Annotated in this window: 14 protein-coding genes, 2 tRNA genes and 3 pseudogenes; 12 read left to right on the top strand and 7 right to left on the bottom strand. The window is 66.0% G+C overall.

What is annotated here, in order from left to right; all coding sequences use genetic code 11:
- Window positions 1-96 precede the first annotated feature (96 nt).
- Window positions 97-546, top strand: a complete 450-nt coding sequence (locus AC07YH_RS22945) for a MaoC family dehydratase (RefSeq protein ID WP_252633584.1) — start codon at window positions 97-99, stop codon at window positions 544-546.
- Between the two features lie 12 nt (window positions 547-558).
- Here the strand turns inward: AC07YH_RS22945 and AC07YH_RS22940 are convergent.
- Window positions 559-639 (bottom strand): annotated as a pseudogene (locus tag AC07YH_RS22940) (hypothetical protein); the annotation flags it as partial.
- Between the two features lie 67 nt (window positions 640-706).
- Here AC07YH_RS22940 and AC07YH_RS22935 point away from each other — a divergent pair.
- The 4 genes and pseudogenes from AC07YH_RS22935 to AC07YH_RS22920 all read left to right on the top strand — a co-directional run bounded on the left by AC07YH_RS22935 (window position 707) and on the right by AC07YH_RS22920 (window position 3579).
- Window positions 707-1024, top strand: a complete 318-nt coding sequence (locus AC07YH_RS22935; protein ID WP_494749227.1) for a DUF1272 domain-containing protein — start codon at window positions 707-709, stop codon at window positions 1022-1024.
- An 11-nt stretch (window positions 1025-1035) separates the two neighbouring features.
- Window positions 1036-1512 carry an OsmC family protein gene (locus tag AC07YH_RS22930; RefSeq protein ID WP_494749226.1) on the top strand — a complete coding sequence of 159 codons (477 nt, stop codon included), beginning with the start codon at window positions 1036-1038 and terminating at the stop codon, window positions 1510-1512.
- Between the two features lie 45 nt (window positions 1513-1557).
- Window positions 1558-3456 (top strand): M1 family metallopeptidase, encoded by a 1899-nt coding sequence (locus AC07YH_RS22925; protein ID WP_494749225.1) that lies wholly within the window; start codon window positions 1558-1560, stop codon window positions 3454-3456.
- Window positions 3457-3463: 7 nt separating this feature from the next.
- Window positions 3464-3579: pseudogene (locus tag AC07YH_RS22920) on the top strand (hypothetical protein).
- A 73-nt stretch (window positions 3580-3652) separates the two neighbouring features.
- Here AC07YH_RS22920 and AC07YH_RS22915 read toward each other — a convergent pair.
- Both AC07YH_RS22915 and AC07YH_RS22910 read right to left on the bottom strand, forming a co-directional pair.
- A pseudogene (locus tag AC07YH_RS22915) lies at window positions 3653-3849 on the bottom strand (CsbD family protein).
- A gap of 69 nt (window positions 3850-3918) precedes the next feature.
- Entirely contained in the window at window positions 3919-4767 is an 849-nt protein-coding gene (locus AC07YH_RS22910; protein WP_494749224.1) for a trypsin-like serine peptidase, read from the bottom strand.
- A gap of 123 nt (window positions 4768-4890) precedes the next feature.
- Between AC07YH_RS22910 and AC07YH_RS22905 the strand changes: the two genes are divergently transcribed.
- The 3 genes from AC07YH_RS22905 (at window position 4891) to AC07YH_RS22895 (ending at window position 9671) form a co-directional block, all read left to right on the top strand.
- Window positions 4891-7080: a S9 family peptidase gene (locus AC07YH_RS22905; RefSeq protein ID WP_494749223.1), complete on the top strand. Its 2190-nt coding sequence runs from the start codon at window positions 4891-4893 to the stop codon at window positions 7078-7080.
- A gap of 138 nt (window positions 7081-7218) precedes the next feature.
- Complete coding sequence (locus AC07YH_RS22900; RefSeq protein ID WP_494749222.1) at window positions 7219-7770, top strand: GNAT family N-acetyltransferase; 552 nt, start codon at window positions 7219-7221, stop codon at window positions 7768-7770.
- Between the two features lie 74 nt (window positions 7771-7844).
- Entirely contained in the window at window positions 7845-9671 is a 1827-nt protein-coding gene (locus tag AC07YH_RS22895; RefSeq protein ID WP_494749221.1) for an ATP-binding protein, read from the top strand.
- Between the two features lie 63 nt (window positions 9672-9734).
- Here AC07YH_RS22895 and AC07YH_RS22890 read toward each other — a convergent pair whose 3' ends face one another.
- Window positions 9735-10163, bottom strand: coding sequence for a Ros/MucR family transcriptional regulator (locus AC07YH_RS22890; RefSeq protein WP_494749220.1), 429 nt, complete (start codon window positions 10161-10163; stop codon window positions 9735-9737).
- Window positions 10164-10585: 422 nt separating this feature from the next.
- On the opposite strand from AC07YH_RS22890, the gene AC07YH_RS22885 reads away from it, so the two are divergent.
- Window positions 10586-10888 carry a DUF1330 domain-containing protein gene (locus AC07YH_RS22885; protein ID WP_494749219.1) on the top strand — a complete coding sequence of 101 codons (303 nt, stop codon included), beginning with the start codon at window positions 10586-10588 and terminating at the stop codon, window positions 10886-10888.
- Window positions 10889-10929: 41 nt separating this feature from the next.
- Here the strand turns inward: AC07YH_RS22885 and AC07YH_RS22880 are convergent.
- A tRNA-Gln gene (locus tag AC07YH_RS22880) sits at window positions 10930-11003 on the bottom strand.
- Window positions 11004-11168: 165 nt separating this feature from the next.
- Between AC07YH_RS22880 and AC07YH_RS22875 the strand changes: the two genes are divergently transcribed.
- Window positions 11169-11245: transfer RNA gene (locus AC07YH_RS22875), tRNA-Pro, on the top strand.
- A 174-nt stretch (window positions 11246-11419) separates the two neighbouring features.
- Window positions 11420-13204, top strand: coding sequence for a signal peptide peptidase SppA (gene sppA, locus AC07YH_RS22870; RefSeq protein ID WP_494749218.1), 1785 nt, complete (start codon window positions 11420-11422; stop codon window positions 13202-13204).
- A gap of 352 nt (window positions 13205-13556) precedes the next feature.
- Here sppA and AC07YH_RS22865 read toward each other — a convergent pair whose 3' ends face one another.
- Window positions 13557-16517 carry a TonB-dependent receptor gene (locus AC07YH_RS22865; protein WP_494749217.1) on the bottom strand — a complete coding sequence of 987 codons (2961 nt, stop codon included), beginning with the start codon at window positions 16515-16517 and terminating at the stop codon, window positions 13557-13559.
- A gap of 647 nt (window positions 16518-17164) precedes the next feature.
- Between AC07YH_RS22865 and AC07YH_RS22860 the strand changes: the two genes are divergently transcribed.
- Window positions 17165-17572: a TIGR01244 family sulfur transferase gene (locus AC07YH_RS22860; protein ID WP_494749216.1), complete on the top strand. Its 408-nt coding sequence runs from the start codon at window positions 17165-17167 to the stop codon at window positions 17570-17572.
- Between the two features lie 6 nt (window positions 17573-17578).
- On the opposite strand, the gene AC07YH_RS22855 is transcribed toward AC07YH_RS22860, so the two are convergent.
- Window positions 17579-17725: a hypothetical protein gene (locus AC07YH_RS22855; RefSeq protein ID WP_494749215.1), complete on the bottom strand. Its 147-nt coding sequence runs from the start codon at window positions 17723-17725 to the stop codon at window positions 17579-17581.
- Window positions 17726-17752: the final 27 nt, after the last annotated feature.

The following is a 17752-nucleotide window of genomic DNA, read 5'->3' as shown; positions in this document are numbered from 1 at the left end:
CACCCCTGCCCCTCCCCCATCAAGGGGGAGGGGAAAACTTGCTCTGCACGTTCTCCCATGCCATCCATCAAACAACTGTTCGAGGGAGAGAAAGTCATGAAGGAAGTCGCCTACGCCGACGTCGCCAGCCTGGTCGGCCAGGAGATCGGCGTGTCCGACTGGGTCGAGGTCACCCAGGAGCGCGTCAACCTGTTCGCCGAAGCCACCGGCGACCACCAGTGGATCCACGTCGATGTCGAGCGCGCCACCAAGGAGATCGGCGGCCCGATCGCCCACGGCTACCTGACCCTGTCGCTGATCCCGATGCTGGGCGCCGACATCCTGCGCGTCACAGGCGTCACGCGCGGCATCAACTACGGCTGCGACAAGGTCCGCTTCACCGGCATGGTCCGGGTCGGCAAGCGCGTGCGCATGCGCCAGAAGCTGCTCTCGGCCGAGCCCAAGTCGGGCGGCCTGCAGATGAAGAACGAGTGCACCATCGAGATCGAGGGCGAAGAGCGCCCGGCCTGCGTGGCCGAGACGATCTCGGTGATCTACGGGGCCTGAGGGTCCGGAAACCTCGTCCTTCGACAAGCTCAGGATGAGGTTTCCTACTGAACTGTCCTTGGTCCTCACCCTGAGCTTGTCGAAGGGCGAGGGCCACACTCGGCGGAAAACGAGGGATCATCGTCATTTCTGCTGATGAGATTGCGGGCTATCTGAGCCCATGCTCGAGCTCCGTCCCAACTGCGAACTCTGCGACGTCGATCTGCCGCCGAACGCGCTGAACGTCCGCATCTGCAGCTACGAATGCACCTACTGCGCCACGTGCGCCGGCGACGTCCTCCAGAACGTCTGCCCGACCTGCGGCGGCGGCCTGGCGCCCCGCCCCATCCGGCCGAAGCAGGCCTATCACCATCCGCATATTTCACTCGGCCTGGGCTTCCACCCCGCCAGCGACTCCCGCAGACACACGCGCTGGAGCCGGGACGAGATCGCCGCCATGACCGCGCGGCTGAAGGACGTTCCGCCCCCAGAACGCTAGGAGAGACGGTGATGGCCAAGCAGCACGACTATACCAGCCTGATCGAATGGACCGGCGACCGGGGCGACGGCACCAAGACCTATCGCGGCTACGACCGCACCTGGACCATCGCCACGCCGGGCAAGCCGCCAGTGGCCTGCTCCAACGACCCGTTGCTCGGCGGCGATCCGACCCTGCACAATCCCGAAGACCTGCTGCTGTCGTCGCTGAGCGCCTGCCACATGCTGTGGTACCTGCACCTGGCCTCGGTGGCCGGGATCGTCGTGCGCGGCTACCAGGACCAGCCGATCGGCGTCGGCGAAAGCACGCCCGACGGCGCCGGTCGCTTCCTCAGCGCCACGCTCAAGCCGCACATCAAGGTCGAGCGCGGCGCGGACTTGGCCAAGGCCGACGCCATCCACCACGAAATCCACAAGGTCTGCTTCATCGCCCGCTCGGTGAACTTCCCGGTGGCGTATGCGGCGACCTATGAAGAGGTGGACGCCTAGCTTCGGGAGGGCGCATTAAACATCCCTCTCGCACAGGGATGATCCATGACCTCCAAAGCCCGCGCCGTCCTGCTGTCGCTTCTGCTCTGCGGCGTCGCCGCGCCCGTGCTGGCGCAAACCGCTCAGCCGCCCATCCCGGCGATCCTGAAGACGCCCGAGGCGCGGGACATCCACTCCTACGCTCAGCCGCTGGTGGCGCGGGTCACCCATGTCGATCTGGACCTGACCGCCGACTTCAAGGCCCAGCAGATGAAGGGCAAGGCCTCGCTCGACATCGCCGCCGCCCCGGACGCCAAGGAAGTGGTGCTGGACACCAAGGGCCTGGTGATCCACGGCGTCACCGACGCCTCGGGCAAGGCCCTGCCTTGGACGCTCGGCAAGGCCGATCCGATCCTGGGCGCGCCGCTGACCGTGACGCTGAACGGCGCCAAGCGGATCATCGTCAGCTATGACAGCGCCCCCGACGGCGCGGCCCTGCAATGGCTGACCCCGTCCCAGACGGCCGGCAAGAAGAGCCCGTATCTGTTCAGCCAGGGCGAGGCGATCCTGAACCGTAGCTGGATTCCCACCCAGGACAGCCCCGGCATCCGCCAGACCTGGACCGCCCGCATCGTCGCGCCCAAGGGGCTGAAGGCGGTGATGAGCGCCCAGATGCTCACCCCCAACGGCGAGCCGCTGGCCGACGGGTCGCGCGCCTATCGCTTCAAGATGGACAAGCCGGTGGCCTCGTACCTGATCGCCGTGGCGATCGGCGACCTGACCTTCACGCCCCTGGGCAAGCGGACCGGCGTCTATACCGAACCGTCGGTGATGAAGAAGACCGCGAGCGAGCTGGTCGATGTCGAGAAGATGGTCGCCGCGGCCGAGAGCCTCTACGGCCCTTACACTTGGGGCCGCTACGACCTGCTGGTGCTGCCGCCGTCGTTCCCGTTCGGCGGCATGGAGAACCCGCGCCTGACCTTCGCCACGCCGACCATCATCGCCGGCGACCGCTCGCTGGTCAGCCTGGTGGCGCACGAGCTGGCGCACTCGTGGTCGGGCAATCTGGTCAACAACGCCACCTGGTCGGACTTCTGGCTGAACGAAGGCTTCACCGACTATTTCGAGAACCGGATCATGGAGCGGCTGTATGGCAAGCCGCGCGCCGACATGCTGGCCGACCTGGGCTGGAGCGACCTGCAGGCCGCCATCGCCGACGCGGGTGGGCCCACCGGCGCCGACACCCGCCTGCATCTGGATTTGACCGGCCGCGATCCCGACGACGGCATGACCGACATCGCCTACCAGAAGGGCGCGACCTTCCTGCGCACGATCGAGAAGGCCGTCGGCCGGGCGCGCTGGGACGCCTATCTGAAGAGCTACTTCGCCCGCCACGCTTTCCAGAGCCAGACCACGGCCGGTTTCGTCGCCGACCTGCGCCAGAACCTGATCAAGGGCGACGCCAAGCTGGAAGCGCAGATCGGCATCGACAAGTGGGTCTATGAGGTCGGGCTGCCGGACAACGCCGTGCACGTGAAGTCGGCCGCCTTCCCGGCGGTGGACGCGCTGGCGCAGGCCTATGCCAAGGGCGGCGCCGCGCCGCTGGCCCAGTGGAAGGCCTGGAGCACGCCCGAGCGCACCCGCTTCGTCGCCAGCCTGCCGCGCAAGCTGACCGACGAGCGGCTCGCCGCGCTGGACAAGGCGCTGGGGCTGTCGGCCCAGGGCAACAGCGAGATCCGCTTCGTCTGGCTGGAGCTGGCCGTGGCCAACCGCTACCAGCCTGCGGTGAGTTCGCTGGAGGCCTTCCTGACCGACCAGGGCCGCCGCAAGTTCGTCGCGCCGCTGTTCAAGGACCTGATGGCGCAAGGCGAATGGGGGCAGCCGATCGCCAAGCGGATCTATGGCAAGACCCGGCCGCTGTATCACGCGGTGACGAGGCAGACGGTCGATACGATCGTGAAGTGAGACGGCCCTGCGCCCCCTCCGTCACGATGCGTATCCGCATCGCGCCACCTCCCCCGTTTCACGGGTGAGGAGAAGAACTCCCCTCCTGCCCCGCTTGCGGGGGAGGTGGCGCGGCGCCGATAGGCGACGTGACGGAGGGGGCGCTCTAAGCCCAAACAAAACGGCCGCTGGATCGCTCCAGCGGCCGCTTCTCTAGTCATAGACAGGCGTTCAGTGCTTGATCGCGTCGCCGATCTTGTCCTGGACCTTGCCGACCTTGTTCTGGATGTCGCCCTTGGCCTTCTGGGCGACGCCCTCGGCTTCGAGACGTTCGTTGCCGGTGGCCTTACCGACGCCTTCCTTGACGGCGCCCGCGGCTTTATCGATAGCGCCTTCGACACGATTGGTGCTCATGGCTCGCTCCTGCTTGCTGGTTGTTGTGCGTTGCAGAAGAAACGGGCGGAGCGCGGAAGCAGTTCCGATTTAGTGCGAGGCTCCCATCGCCGTCGCCGAGGTCGCCACGGCCGGGATCGCCCCAGGGATCGCAGGCTCGGGTCTGGTCAGTTTCGCCTGGGTGACCGGCGCGCCAGGGACCTTGTCCAGCAGGGCCAGGGTCTCGCGGATGAACTTGGCGTGGGTGACGATGCCGATCTCCAGGCGCTCGCCCGACAGCTCGACCTGCTGGGTCAGCAGGCCGGCCACGAACTGGACCTCCTGGCTTTCGTTGGCGCCCGGCCGGCGGCGCGCGCCTTCGGCCATGAACACCGGCCCGCCCGAATTGCCGGGGAACACCGAGAAGTCCATCAGGAAGGTCGGGAAATTGGTCGCCGGGGCCAGCGGATAGCTGGCCACGCGGCCCGAGCGCAGGATCGGGAAGCCGGCGGGATTGGCGGACAGACCGCGCGGAAAGCCCAGCGCCATCATCTCGTCGCCGGGGCCCAGCGCGTACTTGTTGAAGGTGTCGTCCTGGGCCAGGTACTTGATCGGGATGGCCGCCTTGACGAACTCGGGCGGGGCCTCGACCACCATGACCGCGACGTCGCGGGTCGGGTGCTTGACCCACAGCGGATGGTCGCCGTCGCGGATCTTCAGGGTCTCGGGATCGAAGCGCCAGACGCCGTCGCCGCCTTCGATGCGGTAGCCGATCTTGGCCGAGAACGAAGGCATCTTGTCGAACACGTGGGCGGCCGTGACCAGGATGGTGCGCGGCTTGCCGTCCGGGGTCGGGTCGGAGATCAGAAAGCCGGTGCCGACCGTCCGCGTGCCGTCACCTAGCGGCTGTTCAATCTGGACCGTCGCCTTGATCAGGTCGACGGAGAGATCCCAGGCCATATCGCCCCCTTGGTTACGCTTACTCGCCCGACGCTAAAGTGAGTTTGACCACAGGATTCTTGCGCCGCAAGTTGTCGTTCTGCCGCAGTCGCGCGTTAGAGACCGATCGGGGGAATTCTGCTCATGAACCGGCGACAGATGGTGACGAGCGCGGCCGCCGTGCTTACGTCATCCCCCACAGTCCTCCCTGGAATAGCTTTCGGATCCGCCATGTCCTCAGACGCCGCTCGCCTCACGCCGCCCGTCGCCAAGAAGATCCCCAAGACGATCGAGCAGTTGGGCCGCACCCGCGTCGATGACTATGCCTGGATGAAGGACGACAACTGGCAGAAAGTCCTGCGCGATCCGGCCCTGATCAAGGCCGACGTCAAGGCGCACCTGACCGAAGAGAACGCCTACACCAAGGCCATGCTGGCCTCGACCGAAGCGCTGCAGGCGACGATGTTCGACGAGATGAAAGGTCGCATCAAGGAGGACGACGCCAGCGTCCCCGCCAAGGATGGCCCCTTCGAGTACTACACCCGCTTCGAGAAGGGCGCGCAGCACCCGATCCACGCCCGCAAGCCTGTGGGTGGCGGCGCCGAGCAGGTGCTGCTGGACGAGGAGACCGAGTCGAAGGGCAAGGCCTTCTACCAGGTCGGCGCGGCCAGCCATTCGCCGGACCACAAGCTCTACGCCTACGCCGTCGACGAGCAGGGCTCGGAAGTCTACCGCGTCCACGTGAAGGACCTGGCGAGCGGCAAGGTGCTGGAGAGCCCGGTGGAGAGCACCACGGGCGACTTCTGCTTCTCGCCCGACAGCCAGTGGCTGTACTGGACCTTCCGGGACGACAACGGTCGCCCGGCCAAGATCTATCGCCGCCCGGCCAAGGGCGCGGCGGCCGACGACGTGCTGATCTATGACGAGCCGGACGAGGGCTTCTTCATCGGCGTCGGCGTCACCGCGTCCGAGAAATATGTCGTCATCTCGTGCGGCAACCAGGAGACCAGCGAGGCGCTGATCATCCCCGCCGCCACGCCGACCGCGACGCCGGTCGTCTTCCACCCGCGCGAGGTGGGCGTCCGCTACGAGCCCGAGCACTGGAACGATCACTGGGTGATCCGCACCAATGCCGACGGCGCGGTGGACTGGAAGCTGGTCACCGCCCCCGAAAGCGCGACCGGCAAGGCCAACTGGAAGGACTGGATCGCCCACCAACCGGGCCGCCTGATCTCCGGGACCATGGCCTTCAAGGCCTGGTTCGTGCGCCTGGAGAAGGTCGACGCCCTGAACCAGGTGGTCGTGACGGCCGCGAATGGCGACCACCACACCATCGCCTTCGACGAGCAGGCCTACGCGCTGAGCCTGGAAGGCGGCTACGAGTACGACACCAACACCGTCCGCTTCGTCTACAACTCGATGACCACGCCCCGGCAGTGGTTCGACTACGACATGGCGCAGCGCACGCGCACCCTGCGCAAGACGCAGGAGCTTCCCTCCGGCCACGATCCGGCCCAGTACGAGACCCGCCGCCTGAACGCCAAGGCCAGCGACGGGACCAACGTGCCGGTGTTCATCCTGATGAAGAAGGGGACCAAGCTGGACGGCTCGGCCCCGCTGCTGCTGTACGGCTATGGCAGCTACGGCATCGCCATGGAGCCCAGTTTCTCGATCCGGAACCTCAGCCTGGTCGACCGCGGCTGGATCTGGGCCACGGCCTGCCCGCGCGGCGGTTCGGAAAAGGGCTGGGGCTGGTTCCTGGACGGCAAGAAGTTCAAGAAGAAGAACACCTTCACCGACTTCATCGCCTGCGCCGAGCACCTGCACGCGGCCGGCTACGGCAAGCCGGCCAACACGGTGGCCTATGGCGGCTCGGCCGGCGGCCTGCTGATGGGCGCGATCACCAACATGCGGCCGGACCTGTTCGCCGGCATCATCGCCGCCGTGCCGTTCGTCGATGTGGTCAACACCATGAGCGATACGTCCCTGCCGCTCACCCCGCCGGAATGGCCCGAATGGGGCAATCCGCTCGAGGACAAGGAAGCCTACGACTACATCGCCAGCTATTCGCCGTACGACAACGTCACGGCCAAGCCCTATCCGGCCGTGCTGGCCACCGGCGGCCTCTCCGATCCGCGCGTCACCTACTGGGAGCCCGAGAAGTGGGTGGCCAAGCTGCGGCCGGCCACGACCAGCGGCAATCCGGTGCTCTTGAAGATCAACATGGACGCCGGCCACGGCGGGGCCTCGGGCCGGTTCGATTTCCTGAAAGAGATCGCGCTCGACTACGCCTTCGCCGTGTGGGCGGTCGACAAGGGCTGGACCAAGGCTTAACGGCTCATTTTTGCACCTCCCCCTCCCCGGGGGAGGTGGCCCAGCGGGCCGGAGGGGGCGGCGCCGCCATCTCAGCATTAGCCCCCTCCGTCGGCTTCGCCGACACCTCCCCCGGAAGGGGAGGAGCAAAGAAGACGCATGCCTCTGACGATCCGCCCCTCGATCGACGCCGACATCGCCGGCATCACCGCCGTCTATGCCTGGAACGTCCTGAACGGCCTGGGCACCTTCGAGGAGGTCCCGCCGGACGCGACCGAGATGGCCATCCGCCGTCGCGCCCTGCTGGACCGCGGCCTGCCCTATCTGGTCGCCGAGCTGGACGGCGAGGTGGTCGGCTACTGCTATGCCGGCCCGTTCCGCCTGCGCGCGGCCTATCGCTACGCGGTCGAGGACAGCGTCTATGTCTCGCCCAAGGCCGTGGGCAAGGGCGTCGGCCGGGCCCTGCTGGAGGCCCTCATCGCCCATTGTGAAGCTTTGGGACTGCGACAAATGTGCGCAGTGATCGGCGACAGCGGCAACGACGCCTCGATCGGCCTGCACGCGGCCTTGGGCTTTGAAAAGAAGGGTGTTTTCCCGGACATGGGCCACAAGTTCGGCCGCTGGGTGGACCTGGTCTGGATGCAGCGCCCGCTGAACGGCGGCGGCCAGACCCAGCCCGACGCCCCAGGTCTGTCGCTCAGCGGCGTCTGAATACCAAGGTTCGAAACAAGGCTTAACCTGTCCTGGGCTAAGGTTACGACCTAGGGGAAGGTCGAGGACAGGTGTTGGCCGCTTCGAAAACTGAGCGCACGCGGCCGCAGAAGGTCGCGCTGATGCAGGCCTATGTGCCGATCGTGAGCGGCTACCTGTTCGCGACCTCGATCTACTATGCGCTGATCTGTCTATCCCACCCCTTCTACGAGAGGGGCGCGGCGCTCGTCGTCCTGGAAGGCCTGTCGATCACCGCCTGTCTCTATGCCGTCTGCGCCTGGGCCCTGCTGCGCCGAGGCCGGATCATGGGCTTGCCGCTGGAAGCGCTGGCCCTGGGCATGAACGCCCTCTTCCTGATCAACACCGTGGCCTACCAGACCTTGCACTTCGAGGCCGAGAAGCTGGTCTATTTCGTGCTGATGGCCCTGGTCTTCGCGACCTCGGCCCCCAGCCGGCGCGTGGCGCTGATCAGCGCGACCGCGGCGATCACCGGGCTGCTGTGGATGACCCGCTACGTCTCGGCCGAGAGCGTCAACCAGTTCCTCTATGTCGGCCTGGCCGGCGCCTTCGCGGCGGCCGGCATGTCGGCCCTGATGCGCGGCGTCGTCGGCCGCGAGGTCCGCGCGCGCCTGGCCAGCGACGACCTCAACGCCGAACTCCAGCGCGAGCTGACCGAGAACCGCCGCCTGAAGACCGAGGCCCAGGACCTGGCGCTGGCCGCCGAGACCGCCAACCGGGCCAAGACCGAATTCCTGGCCACCATGAGCCACGAGATCCGCACGCCGTTGAACGGCGTGCTGGGCATGGCCCAGATCATGGCCGCGGGCGACCTGGCCGCCGACCAGCGCCAGCGCCTGGACACCATCAGCGCCTCGGGCCTGTCGCTGCTGGGCGTGATCAACGCCATCCTCGACATCTCGAAGATCGAGGCGGGCAAGATGGACATCCAGCCCGCCCCGTTCGACCTCTGCGCCCATCTGGACGCCCTGCGCCAGCTGTATGGCGGCCTGGCGCGCGACAAGGAGCTGGATTTCAGCCTGGAGGTCGCGCCGGGCGCGGTCGGCTGGCGCCTGGGCGACGCCGAGCGCCTGCGCCAGGTGCTGTCGAACCTGATCTCCAACGCCGTGAAGTTCACCGAGACCGGCGCGGTGCGGGTGATCGTCGAGGGCGACGAGACGACCCTGACCGCCCGCGTGATCGACACCGGTGTCGGCATCCCGCAGGACCAGCGCGACCGCCTGTTCGTCAAGTTCGCCCAGCTGGACAGCTCCAGCACCCGCCGGGCCGGCGGCTCGGGCCTGGGCCTGGCGATCTGCAAGACCCTGGCCGAGCTGATGGGCGGCTCGATCACCTTCTCGGCCCCGGCGCAGGGCGGGGCCTGCTTCACCGTCGTGCTGCCGATGGCCAAGGCCGCGCCCGCCATCGCTCCCGTCCTGGATATCGCCACGCCCGAGCTGCGGGAGGCGACCGGCGCGCCGCGCATCCTGGTCGTCGACGACAACCAGACCAACCGCGCCGTGCTGCTGACCCTGCTCAGCCACCTGGGCGTCGACGGCTGCTTCGCCGTCGATGGCCGCGACGCCGTGGCGCGTTGGGAGAAGGAGCGTTGGGACGCGATCCTGATGGACGTGCACATGCCGGTCATGGACGGCATCGAGGCCAGCAAGGCCATCCGCGAGGGCGAGCGCCGCACCGGCCGCCCGCGCACCCCGATCATCGCCGTCACCGCCAGCGTGCTGACGCACGAGCGCACGCTCTATGCCGACGCCGGCATGGACGCCCTGGTGCCCAAGCCCGTCGAGGTTCCCCGCCTGGTCGAGACCCTGGCGCGCGTGCTGGCCCTGGAGCCGGCCGACGAAACTGACGCTGCTGACGCTGCTGACGCTGCTGACGCGGCCTGAAACGAAAAAAGGGGACGCCCGCCAGCGTCCCCTCTCATCATTCTAGCAGATCGTTTTGAGCGATCAGCCCTTGCGACCGCGCGGGGCCTTGCCCTTGCGACCGCCTTGGCCCAGGCCGAGAGCCTTGGCCATCGCCGAACGGGCTTCGCTATAGGCGGGCGCCGTCGTCGGATAGTCGTTCGGCAGGCCCCACTTGGCCTTGTACTCGGCCACGGTCATGCCGTGCGTGGTCAGGTGGCGCTTCAGCGTCTTGTACGGCTTGCCGTCTTCGAAGCTGATCAGCGCCTCCGGCGTAATGCTCTTGCGGATCTGAGCCGGTGTCGCCTTGCTCACGGCCTCGACCGTGGGCGCTGGCGGCGCGCCAATACCGGCCAAAGCGTCGTGCGTGGCGCGGATCAACGCAGGAAGTTCCGAAACCGGCGTAACGTTATTGGCCACATAGTTGGCCACGATTTCGGCGGTGAGCTCGATTAGGGTAGCTTTATCTTCCACGTCACAACTCCATTCCCCTTTGATCCGGAATTACACGGCAGCCTGAGAAAAACAAGTAGTTCTTGGGCAAATTCCGACCAGATTCGTGAAGACCCGTAACAATTCACTATCGTTGAGCGCGCTCAACAGCGCTAATTTCCGGCAACTATATCGCTGACAACGCTGTTATCACGCCTCGATTCGCGAGGCTAAACCCCAGCGCGCGCACCTCTATCTCGCAACCGCGAACTCGACTTGGCGGAGTTCAGGCAACGCCCGCGCCAATACCGTAACGTTGTCCGCACCCGACGCTCGAAACGGCGCCGCTTGCCTTCCGACGCGCGTGAACAGCGCTCTATCGACACGATTGTTGCGCATCTCGACTTGCCAATCGATTGTATGCACGCGCGCCTGGCGTACGAGGACTGTTCGAGGACCTGACGATGACCGTCTATGTCATCGCGCAACTGCGCTTCACCGACGTCGCGCGCTACCGCCTCTACCAGGCCAGGTTCGGCGAGGCCTTCGCGGGCCATGCCGGACGCGTCCTGGCCGCCGACGAGGCGCCCCAGGTGTTGGAAGGCGACTGGCCCTACGCCAAGCTGGTGATGCTGGCCTTCGACGACGAGGCCGCGGCGCGCGGCTTTCTCGACAGCCCGCTGTATCGCGAAATCTCCGAGGACCGCCACGTCGGCGCGGAAACCACGGCGGTGCTCGTCCGGGGCGTGGACGCGCCCAAGCCCTGAAGGCGGCCTCTGAAGAAGAGCAGACTATTTCCGGGAGGAAGTGGCTGGGGAACTAGGACTCGAACCTAGAATGACGGTACCAAAAACCGCAGTGTTACCATTACACCATTCCCCAGCAGGAACGGCAAAACCCCTCAGGGCTCGGCGAGGCGGTGGAAATAGCTCACGACTCGGATGGATGCAACATCCCATTTCAGAACTTTTTTCGGACCGTCACACGAACCTCAAAAAAGGCGCTTGCGCCCTCCGAAACCGCCCCCTATAAGGCCGGCCTCCAAGTCGGAGTGTGGCTCAGTCTGGTAGAGCACTGCGTTCGGGACGCAGGGGTCGCAGGTTCAAATCCTGCCACTCCGACCATTTCCTCCCCGCCAACCAGAGGCGGGAAAACAGCCCAAAATTCATAAGTTTAGGCGCCGCGAAAGCGGCGCCTGACTTGCGACTCGCCGGAACCGCCTGGCGATGCGCGCTGTTCATTTGGTCGCAACGCGAACAGTGGTTAACTTGCCGCCTGTCTCGCTCACAGGACTTCCGATGAAGCAGTTCTTCCTGACCGTCGCCGGCGTCTTCGTCGGCCTTCTGTTGTTCGTGGTCGGGGTGCCCTTCCTGCTCATCGTGATGGCCGCCGGCGCGGCGCGGCCCGCGCCCGTCCCCGCCCAGACCGTGCTGCAGCTGGACCTGCGCGGCGGCCTGACGGACCAGGCGCCGAAGAACCCCTTCGCCGCGTTCGGCGGCGGCGGGGATTCGGTGATGTCGATCATCGAGACGCTGCGGCGGGCCGAGAAGGACGACAAGGTCAAGGCCGTGCTGGTGCGCCTGCCCGAGGGCGGCATGACCCCGGCGTCGGCCGACGAACTGCGCCTGGCCTTCAAGCATTTCCGCGAGACCGGCGACAAGCCGATCTACGCCCACAGCCAGGGCCTCTATCCGTCCGGCATGGTCACCTCGACCTATATGCTGGGCGCGGCCTCCAGCGAGTTCTGGATGCAGCCCGACTCGAGCTTCCAGGCGGTCGGCATCTCGTCGGAGTCGATGTTCTTCAAGCGCTTCTTCGACAAGTACGGCGTCAAGGCCGAGTACGAGCAACGCTACGAGTACAAGAACGCGGTGAACCCCTATCTCTATAGCGACTATACCCCGGCCCACCGGGAATCGACGCTGTCGTGGATGGGCTCGGTCTACCGCACGGCCCTGGCCAGCGCGGCGGTCGATCGCAAGCGTGATGTGGCCCTGCTGACCAAGACCCTCGAGGCGGGCCCGTACAGCGCCCAGGAGGCCCAGGAGAAGGGCCTGATCGACAAGGTCGGTCAGGTCAGCGACATCCAGGCCTTCGCCCTCGACAAGGCCGGCAAGGGGGCCAAGCTGGTCGACTTCGACGACTATGCGTCGCGCTCCAAGCCGCCGACCGTCAAGACCGGCCCGGCCATCGCCGTGATCGGGGCCGAGGGCGCGATCGTCACCGGCGCGGACGGCGGCGGCTCGCCGTTCAGCGGCGACAGCAACGTCTATTCCGACAACGTGGCCCAGGCCTTCAAGACGGCGACCGACGACAAGGACGTCAAGGCGATCGTCTTCCGCGTCTCCTCGCCCGGCGGTTCGGACACCGCCTCGGAGCAGATCCTGGCGGCCGTGAAGAACGCCAAGGCGGCCGGCAAGCCGGTGGTGGTCAGCATGGGGACCTATGCGGCGTCCGGCGGCTACTGGATCTCCAGCCAGGCCAATTCGATCGTCGCCCAGCCCTCGACCCTGACCGGCTCGATCGGCGTCTATGGCGGCAAGTTCGCCATCGGCGACGCCCTGGCCCGCTTCGGCGTCGACACCAAGCCCCTGCACGTCGGCGGCGACTATTCGGAAGCCTTCGGCCAGGGCCAGGGCTTCACCCCCGACCAGCGCGCCAAGTTCGCCGGCTGGATGGACCGCATCTATGCCGGCTTCGTCAGCCGCGTAGCCGAGGGTCGCCACCTGCCGCCCGAGCGCGTGCGCGAGATCGCCAAGGGCCGCGTCTGGACCGGCGAGCAGGCCAAGCAGCTGGGCCTGGTGGACGAGCTGGGCGGCTTCTACGACGCCGTCGACAAGGCCAAGGCGCTGGCCAAGCTGAAGGGCGACGTGCGCCTCAAGCGCATGGACGGCGGGACCTCGCCGTTCGAGGCCTTCGAGCGCTTCCTGGGCGTCTCGGAGACCTCGGCCAAGACCCTGGCGGCCGCCGCCTGGGTGCTGGGCGATCCGCGCTCCCAGGCGATCCTGGACGAGATGGCCAAGGCCCGCCTGCGGGCCGCGCCGGGCGGGGCCTCGGTGCTGGCGGATACGCCGGTGCGGTAGGGCTTCCTACAGAGTGAAGCATGAAGCCCCGGCGCGGCCAGCGCCGGGGCTTTTTGTTTGCGCGCCACCAGGCTCCGTCATTCCCGCCCTGCCCTCACCCGCTCATCCCCGCGAAAGCGGGGACCCAAACTGACGGTCAAGACGATGGCGCGGCCGAGCCGCCCTCTGCTGGCTCGGCTTGGGTCCCCGCTTTCGCGGGGATAAGCGGTGTTTGCAGGGGTCCAGGGCGCGCCAATCCCCAGACACACCAAAGCCGCCGACCTCACGGCCGGCGGCTGATGGCGGACACCGCCCAAAAGAAAACGCCGGTGCTTTCGCACCGGCGTTCCCCATCGATAGCCGAGGCTGTCGATTAGAAGGAGTAGCGGACGCCCACGTAGGCGCGACGCGACGTGTTCCAGGCGTTGGCTTCCTGGTACTTGTACTGGCCGCTGCCGGCGCGGTTGGCGACGACGCCGATCGGCGACTGCTTGTCCAGGACGTTGAAGACGTCGAGGAAGAACTCGGCCTCACCGACCGGGAGCTTCTGGACGTACTTCAGACGCGCATCCAGGGTGTAGTAGGACGGGTTCTTACCCGAACCCACGAAGCCCGGCAGGACGTACGTGTCGGTCACGCCACCAACGGTAGTCGCACCGCCCATCGGCGGCAGGTAACGGCTCGAGATGACGTCGGCCGGCGTGTAGTACGAGCCGCTGTTCCAGTTGAACACGCTCGAAGCCTGCAGGCCGAACGGGAAGTCGTACGAACCGTAAGCCTTGATCTGGTGCTTGATGTTGCCGGCCTGACGGCCCCAGATGTTCGGCGCGCGCGGATCGAGCGCAACCCAGTCGCCTTGGAAGTCGGCGTTGCCGTCCGAGTTCGAGTTACCGTACGCCTTGTTGTGGGTGTACGACACTTGGCCGAACCAGTTGGTGGTCTTGTACTTGGTGACCACGAACTCGTAGCCCGTGTACTCACGCTTGCCGCCAGCCAGGGTGCCGATCACGTAGTTCGTGGTCGGAGCCGAGCTGAAGCCGAAGTACGAGTACGGCAGGTAGAAGGGCGAGCCCGGATAGGCCGCGCCGTTGGCGCCGCAGGTCGCTTGCGTGCAGGTCGGATCCGAGTACAGCGTCAGATCGTAGTCTTCCATGATGTCCTTGGTGATCCGGCGGGACCACGTGGCGGACACGCCGATGCTCGAACCGATCGTGGTCGAGGCGCCGATCATGTATTCATCGGTGTACGGCGTCTTGGTGGCGGGCGAGAACTGCGCGTCACCCGGACCACGGGTACGGAAGGTGATCCATTCGTTGCCGACGCGGATCTGCTCGTTGTTGACCGGACCGGTCAGCGCACCAGCGAAGTCGCTCATGTCGTTGCGGATCGGGTCGTAGTAACGACCAGCGTAAGCGAAGACCTTCGTACGGCCGTTGCCGAACACGTCATAGGTCGTGCTCAGGCGCGGGGCGATCGCCCAGTCGAACTTGGCGATCTGGCTGCCGTCCGAGGCGTAGTGCTTCCACTGCTCACCACGCACGCCGGCGTTGATCGTCAGTTGGTCGATCGTCCAGGTGTCCTGGAAGTACAGGGTCTCACCCTTGCTCGACACGGTGTACGGACCGTCGGCCGCGCGGACCGTGCGGTAGACGTTCACATTGCCGTACGGGTTGCCGGCGGTGTCGTTGAACTTCAGGGCGCTCAGTTCCGCCGCCGAGATCACGCCGTTGCCGTTGGTGTCCAGCAGGGCCTTGGCGCTGGCGCTGGCGTTCAGAGCCGGCAGGACGAAGCCGTTGGTGTCCGTCGAGGTGATCGCGCGAGCGGTCCAGCCAGAGCCGATGTACTGGCCGTAGGTGGTGCCCAGATAGGCCGGAGCCAGCGAAGCGTAGGTCACGCCGCCCGGAACCGAGTTGGTCTTGAAGACGGTGTTCTCGGTGTTGGTGTAGCCACCCTTGAAGGTGTGCGTGCCCAGCTTGGTGTCGAGGAAGTACTCGAAGTTCAGGCCGTATTCCTTGCGGTCACGGTGCTCTTCGGCGTTGGTCCCGCGGCCGCCCAGCGAACGCTGCAGAAGGGTCGAGTTGGCGGTCGTGGCGTAGGTGACGTTGTCGCGGATGGTGTTGTCCACCGCGGTGTCGGTCAGTTCCGACTTGTGCTTGAAGCCATAGGCGTTCACGCGCAGGTCGTTCCAGGTGTGGGTGTAGTCGATCTTGTAGTTGTCGCCGCCTTGCTTACGCGAGTAGTCGCGGCGGTTGATGATCGTCGCGTCGCGCTGGCCGCTGATATTGGTCGGATCGTTGAAGAACGTACCCGTCAGACGGTCGTTGTCGGTGATCTGCCAGGTGGCCTTGAAGAAAGCGTACTTTTCATCACGCGTCACTTTGCGCAGGTCGGCGCCGGTCGCGACGTCGAGCACGTTATCGGTGCGCTTCTTCTTCTGGTACGAACCAAAGACCCACAGCTTGTCCTTGATGATCGGGCCACCCAGGGTGAAGGCCGTGTCGTAGGTCTTGAAGCCACCCGAGGTGTTGTGCTTGTCCTTGCCGACCAGGTCCTTGTTCTGCAGGTAGTAGTTCAGCGAGCCGTGCCACTCGTTCGAACCCGACTTGGTGACGACGCGCGACACCAGGCCCGAACCGCCAGCGTATTCAGCCGGCACGCCGCCGACGATCACTTGCTGTTCCTGGATGATTTCCGAGTTGAAGTTGGCGCCGAAGGTGCCGGTGACCGGGTCGGTCACGTCGACGCCGTCGAGGTAGTACAGGTTGTCCGTCGAAGCGCCGATGGCGCCGCCGACGTCCGAATAGTTGGAGCCCGAACGCGACGACGGGTTGCCGCCCGTCGAGGGCTTCACACCCGGAACCAGCTGCAGGTAGCTCTGATAGTTACGGCCGGTGGGGAGCGATTCCACCGTCTGCAGGGTCAGGGTGGTGCCGACGGTGGCCGAGGTCACGTCAACGGCGGCCAGCGAACGACCGGTGATGACGACTTCTTCGATCGTGTTGCCTTCGGCGGCCAGGGCGTAACCGACCGACAGGTCCTTGCCCGAGACGACGGCGACGTGGTCGGCGCTGAAGTTGCTGTAGCCGCCGGCCGAAACGGTGACGGTGTAGTTGGTCGACGGGTCGAGGCCGCCGACGCGGACGCGGCCGTCGGCGTCGGTCGTGGCGGTCTTCGGCGACAGCGAGTCCGGCGACTTGATGACGACCGTGGCGCCCGAAAGCGGGGCGCCGTTCGGGCCGGTGACGGCGACGCGCAGGGCGCCGGTTTGCGACTGGGCCATGGCGACCCCGGTGACGCAGACGCTCAGCGCAATGCCGAGCGCGACGCGGCTCACGCCCTTCGCGAGGCGCGCGCGTGCGCTACCTTTGTTGAATTCCATGCTCTTCAAATCCCCTCTGAGCGTGGCGCGGGCGGCAAGTACGGACAAACCCCTCTAGAAACTTTGTCCGACCTGGAGCGGAAAAACCGCCAAACGGCGCCACGAGATCACTGGTGTCCCGGAAACATTTCTCCGGTTGCACGGACGTTAGGGGGGCGCGCCGCCGAGGGTCAATTGTCATTGCAAATTTGTAATTCACATCGCTCGAAGCTGTCGCAAAATCGCCACAGGGTCGCCGCTTTTCCGGAGATCAGTGCTCAACCTGAATACCGAAGCCTCGGACGGTCGCGCAAAAACTTCGTCATGCTTTTGTTTTAACGTGGCTATTTCGACCTCAAAGAACGCCGTTCAAGCTGTTATCATTTCGAAGAGAAACGCGCCAAAAAATTACGACCCGGAATTGACAGACACAAAATCATGCCCGGAATAACGAAGTTCGACACAAATCCTTTTAACCAACGCCTCGATGGCGACACAATTTCTTCACTCTTGCCACCCCGGCGCGCACCTTGATCGACGCCACTGACCATTGCGTAGGCGCCCTACCCTCGTGAGAATACCGGCGCGGCGGATGGCGCCGCTAAGCGAGCTGCAAAGAACCGATGAGTGATTTCCGACGCGTCACCGACTCCCTTTCGGTCAGCCCGCAGGTGACCGAGGCCGACATGGCCCGGGCCGCGGCCGAGGGATTCGTCCTGGTGATCAATAATCGCCCCGACGGCGAGGACCCCAGCCAGCCGTCCAGCGCCGCGATCGAGGCGGCGGCGCGCGCGGCGGGGATGGACTATCTGCACGCGCCGGTGCGCGGCGGCCCCACGCAGGAGCAGGTCGACGCCGTCCGTGCGGCGACCGAGGCCGCGAACGGTCCGGTCCTGGCCTTCTGCCGCTCGGGCACACGCTCGATCGTCACCTGGTCGATCGGCCAGGCGCTGGCGGGCGAGGATCGCGAGACCCTGGTCAACCAGGGCCGGGAAGCGGGCTACGACCTCTCCGGCGTGTTGCCCGCCTAGTCGGCGCTAGAAAGCGGCCGACTCGCGAGCCGCCATCGGCGTCGGTTCGGGCTGACAGCTGGTCAGAACGAACTGCGCCATGATGATACACAGGATGGCGAAGGCCGCGCGCTGGAGCCGTTTTGATACAAAAATCGCCGCGTCCGCCGTCATGGCCGGTCTCTCCAGGGTTACTGAAGG

It is taken from the genome of Caulobacter sp. GW456-12-1-14-TSB4 (genome assembly GCF_059424195.1).
Note: the sequence above shows the minus strand (reverse complement) of the source record. Positions and strands in the feature narration are given on the sequence as shown.

Coding starts and splice junctions, on each gene's coding strand:
- AC07YH_RS22945 (WP_252633584.1), top strand. CDS start 97: ATGAAGGAAGTCGCCTACGCCGACGTCGCCAGCCTGGTCGGCCAGGAG.
- AC07YH_RS22900 (WP_494749222.1), top strand. CDS start 7,219: ATGCCTCTGACGATCCGCCCCTCGATCGACGCCGACATCGCCGGCATC.
- AC07YH_RS22885 (WP_494749219.1), top strand. CDS start 10,586: ATGACCGTCTATGTCATCGCGCAACTGCGCTTCACCGACGTCGCGCGC.
- AC07YH_RS22905 (WP_494749223.1), top strand. CDS start 4,891: ATGAACCGGCGACAGATGGTGACGAGCGCGGCCGCCGTGCTTACGTCA.
- AC07YH_RS22925 (WP_494749225.1), top strand. CDS start 1,558: ATGACCTCCAAAGCCCGCGCCGTCCTGCTGTCGCTTCTGCTCTGCGGC.
- AC07YH_RS22930 (WP_494749226.1), top strand. CDS start 1,036: ATGGCCAAGCAGCACGACTATACCAGCCTGATCGAATGGACCGGCGAC.
- AC07YH_RS22855 (WP_494749215.1), bottom strand. CDS start 17,725: ATGACGGCGGACGCGGCGATTTTTGTATCAAAACGGCTCCAGCGCGCG.
- AC07YH_RS22860 (WP_494749216.1), top strand. CDS start 17,165: ATGAGTGATTTCCGACGCGTCACCGACTCCCTTTCGGTCAGCCCGCAG.
- AC07YH_RS22910 (WP_494749224.1), bottom strand. CDS start 4,767: ATGGCCTGGGATCTCTCCGTCGACCTGATCAAGGCGACGGTCCAGATT.
- AC07YH_RS22935 (WP_494749227.1), top strand. CDS start 707: ATGCTCGAGCTCCGTCCCAACTGCGAACTCTGCGACGTCGATCTGCCG.
- sppA (WP_494749218.1), top strand. CDS start 11,420: ATGAAGCAGTTCTTCCTGACCGTCGCCGGCGTCTTCGTCGGCCTTCTG.